Annotated in this window: 6 protein-coding genes; all 6 read right to left on the bottom strand. The window is 51.1% G+C overall.

What is annotated here, in order from left to right; genetic code table 11:
* Positions 1-163 precede the first annotated feature (163 nt).
* The gene (locus tag VLA04_03425; GenBank protein ID HSI20728.1) at positions 164-310 is read right to left on the bottom strand and encodes a hypothetical protein; all 147 of its coding nucleotides are present in this window, start codon (positions 308-310) and stop codon (positions 164-166) included.
* A 211-nt stretch (positions 311-521) separates the two neighbouring features.
* Positions 522-734 carry an exodeoxyribonuclease VII small subunit gene (gene xseB, locus VLA04_03420; protein HSI20727.1) on the bottom strand — a complete coding sequence of 71 codons (213 nt, stop codon included), beginning with the start codon at positions 732-734 and terminating at the stop codon, positions 522-524.
* Complete coding sequence (gene xseA / locus VLA04_03415; GenBank protein HSI20726.1) at positions 731-1,852, bottom strand: exodeoxyribonuclease VII large subunit; 1,122 nt, start codon at positions 1,850-1,852, stop codon at positions 731-733. The genes xseB and xseA overlap by 4 nt, the downstream gene beginning before the upstream one ends.
* Positions 1,853-2,545, bottom strand: a complete 693-nt coding sequence (locus tag VLA04_03410; GenBank protein ID HSI20725.1) for a thioredoxin domain-containing protein — start codon at positions 2,543-2,545, stop codon at positions 1,853-1,855.
* Between the two features lie 11 nt (positions 2,546-2,556).
* Positions 2,557-3,057, bottom strand: a complete 501-nt coding sequence (locus VLA04_03405) for a PH domain-containing protein (GenBank protein HSI20724.1) — start codon at positions 3,055-3,057, stop codon at positions 2,557-2,559.
* A partial coding sequence (locus VLA04_03400; protein ID HSI20723.1) for a hypothetical protein occupies positions 3,047-3,313 on the bottom strand: 267 nt, incomplete at its 5' end. The genes VLA04_03405 and VLA04_03400, both read right to left, overlap by 11 nt.

Here is a 3,313-nt window from a genome sequence, read left to right as displayed (position 1 = left end):
TAACCGGCGTCACGAAGAGCTGCGAGCAATTGCTCTTTCTGTGAATATCCTCCGTGGTCTGTCCCGATGATTACGCGCATAGTACGTCTCTTAACTTGCTTTCCTCATTCTAGACAAGAGAAAAACGCCCGTCTATGGGCGTTTTTCTTAGGCAGCATTATTTCTAGAAGAAAGCGTACGGATCAAGCTCTATCTCACTAAATTCCATGAACTCAGCGGGTGCGGAAGCTTCTTCGGTGATAAGCTCTTCCTCGAAAGAAACGAGGGCATTATCAACCGGCTCCTCAAAGGATAAGTCGTGTCGTCCCATACAATTAAACGTACGTTACTACTCTGCTATTTGCACTTGTTGAAGCCATTCTACATACATCGACCCCCCACGACAATGAGCAGCAATGGTGCCTTGCAGACTTTCTCCCTCAGAAAGCCATTTTCTTTAAAATTTCCTTTTATACCGGACGCCCCGGTTGTCCTTAGAACCCTTGTACCACACAAAATTTAATCTGTTAAGCCCTAGACAACTAGTTGGATTTCCGCAGGGAAGCAATATCAATCTGCTCCAAGGTCTGCTCTGCATCCTTAAGATAGTCCTGAACTTCCTTAGCGATGGCGAGTGCTTCCTTATGGAGAGCGAATGACTTGTCCAGATCCAAATCATTTTGCTGGAATGATTTTTCAATCTCTTCCAGGCGGGTCACTTTCTCTTGCAGGGGAAATACTGTTTCTTTGCTCATTGTACTTGTGATGTTATGGAATCCTTAAGGAAGCGGGTTATTAGGGTGTCACCCTTCTGGACATCTGCAGCCTTGCGCACTGTCCCACCACCCTCAATACAGGTAATGCTGTACCCACGCTCCAAAGTGGTTTGAGGCGAGAGTGCAGTAATGGTGCGAGTCAGCTGTTCAATGTACTGGGTACGGGACTGAATGCGGAAAAGAAGCTGCTGATGCATCCTTTCCACCACTCCCACCACGCGCTCATTGGCATACGTTATAGCACGCTCCACCAAGCGCCGACCGCTTTGTGTGAGGCGGACAACCAGCTCCACTACATCCTCGGTAGTTGGAATGAGCAGCTGGGCTGCATTAGAAGGTGTAGCAGCACGGACATCCGCACAATAATCGGCAATAGTAATGTCCTTTTCGTGTCCCACCCCTACAATCACTGGCGCCTTTGAGCGGACAATGGCCCGTGCTACGCGCTCGCTGTTGAACGCATGCAGGTCTTCAATACTCCCGCCTCCGCGAACCAACACAATGGTATCCAGGTCGTAATGGCTATTGAGATGGTCAAAGGCAAACGCAATATCATCCTCAGCCTCTATCCCCTGCACAGCCACGTTGGCAAAAACAAAGTCGACACAACAAAGGCGCTCTCCCGCTATGCGCATAAAGTCACCGTAGCCCGCCGCACCAGCAGAAGAGATAATGCCAATCTTGCGGGGGAAGCGCGGCAGTGGCCTCTTACGCGATTCGGCAAACAGCCCTTCGGCTTCTAATTTCTGCTTAAGCAACTCATAGGCCCGTTTGATACTCCCCTCGCCCTTAGGCTCAATCCGCTCAACGGTGAGGCTGAACTTCCCGCTTTTCAGGTGGATATTTGGCCGGCAGGTAAGCGAGACGCGCATCCCGTCTTCCAAGGGAACGTTTTGCTTGAAGAGCATCATGAAACACCCAAGGCGGGCATCGTGTTCTTCGTCCTTTATATCGAAAAAGACAAACTTTCCCTGACTCACGCCGTAGCTTGCAACCTCCCCCTCCACAACCAGGGTGAGGTCTCCTAGGACGGTATTGAAAAGGGTGATAGCCTGCGCAACAGACAGCGGCTGGCCTGGAAGGGGTGCGGGGATCATCTAGTAGGTAATCCCTTCCCCTGGCGCAACCTGCTCTTCAGCAGCTGCCTTCTTTAGTATTTCAACCAACTCCGTGGAATTTGCCGGGAATGTTTCCACTACCTTACCGTTTATAAAGAAAAGCGGGGTTTGCTGAAGGGGTATCTTGTTTCCCATGGCCATGTCCCGATCTATAGGTTCATCGAGGGTCGCGTCCTTTAGATCGCGATGGAACTGCTCGATATTCAAGTTGAAGGCCTTGGCATAGGAATCCAAGGTACCTTTAAATGCTTCAGATGACTGCTTTTCCCAAAGGGGCTGATTTACGAACAGGTTATCATGCATTTCCCAGTACTTGCCCTGTCGCCCCGCCGCCTCTGCACCCCGTGCAGCTTGAAGTGCCAAGGGATGGTTAAGCGTAATGGGGTATATGCGGTTTTGGATTTGGACAAAGTCCCGTGTCTGCGTATACGCCTCGTCAATCATTGGCGATGCCGCCCTACAGGGTACACACTGGAAATCCAAATATTCCAAGAAGGTCACCTTGGGTTGCTCTGCCCCCTTCTTCCAGTACCCATCAGCCACGCGCTGCTCATACGAGCTGTGCATAGGCACCACACGCGGGCCGCCCCCGGAGCTGTTGAGGGTAAAAAGAATGGCTGAACCAATAATGGCGATACACGCCAGGACGGCACAAATAATAATTCCACGCATAGCTCTGTCGGTTATTTCTTCCGGCTCACCGTTGCCCTACGGGAACGCTCATGGTCTATTTTACTGAGAAGGTGGTCAAGGAAACTACTGACGTTGTACGGGCTCACCGAGATTTCGTCCCAGTATGCATTAGTCACCTTTATGGTCATGTTATGACGAGAAAAGGCAAACCGCTTCCGTCGCTTGGTGGAAAAGAGTGCCTTAAACCCTGTGGGAGAAATTTCCTGCATATCCCGGTATGGGATGGCGGCCCGTCGCAACTGACTGTGGATCACCAACGCCTCCTCACCCAGCTCATACACCGTAAAGTACACTTTATCGATAGTACTAATAACGAGCAGGAGTGCAACTCCCGCCATACAGGCTCGCTGCCATACCGCAATGTCCGCCTGCCAAAGGACAAGCGGGACTCCACCAAGGAAAATTGCTACAAACAAAAAAGAGAAAAGGTATACCCACCAGTCGCGGTGTGGGCGGTAGAACTTGACGGGAATGGTTGGCTTATCCGGCATGGATGGCATCGATGAATTGGCGCTTGGATTGTTGCGCGGCGTAACGGATGGCCTCTTCTATGGTGGGATTGAACTGACGAAGAAACTCCAGGTGGTCGCCGTTTCCCGGGTCTTCCTTATACCGGACCAGGAACACTTCGTGCATGGCAACGGGCACGGTAGTAAAGATGACATCCATCACCACATGGTGAAGGCTTGCATCCAGGTAGCTCATGACACGGGCACGGTCCGCCTCATCAGGAACATGCTGAGAAAG

The sequence above is a fragment of the Verrucomicrobiia bacterium genome (assembly GCA_035460805.1).
Classification (GTDB): Bacteria; Patescibacteriota; UBA1384; order CAILIB01; family CAILIB01; genus DATHWI01.
This window is presented reverse-complemented; position numbering and strand designations above follow the sequence as displayed.

Excerpts from the sequence above, each read along its gene's own strand:
- VLA04_03405 (HSI20724.1), bottom strand. The coding sequence starts at position 3,057 with ATGCCGGATAAGCCAACCATTCCCGTCAAGTTCTACCGCCCACACCGC.
- VLA04_03410 (HSI20725.1), bottom strand. The coding sequence starts at position 2,545 with ATGCGTGGAATTATTATTTGTGCCGTCCTGGCGTGTATCGCCATTATT.
- VLA04_03425 (HSI20728.1), bottom strand. The coding sequence starts at position 310 with ATGGGACGACACGACTTATCCTTTGAGGAGCCGGTTGATAATGCCCTC.
- xseB (HSI20727.1), bottom strand. The coding sequence starts at position 734 with ATGAGCAAAGAAACAGTATTTCCCCTGCAAGAGAAAGTGACCCGCCTG.
- xseA (HSI20726.1), bottom strand. The coding sequence starts at position 1,852 with ATGATCCCCGCACCCCTTCCAGGCCAGCCGCTGTCTGTTGCGCAGGCT.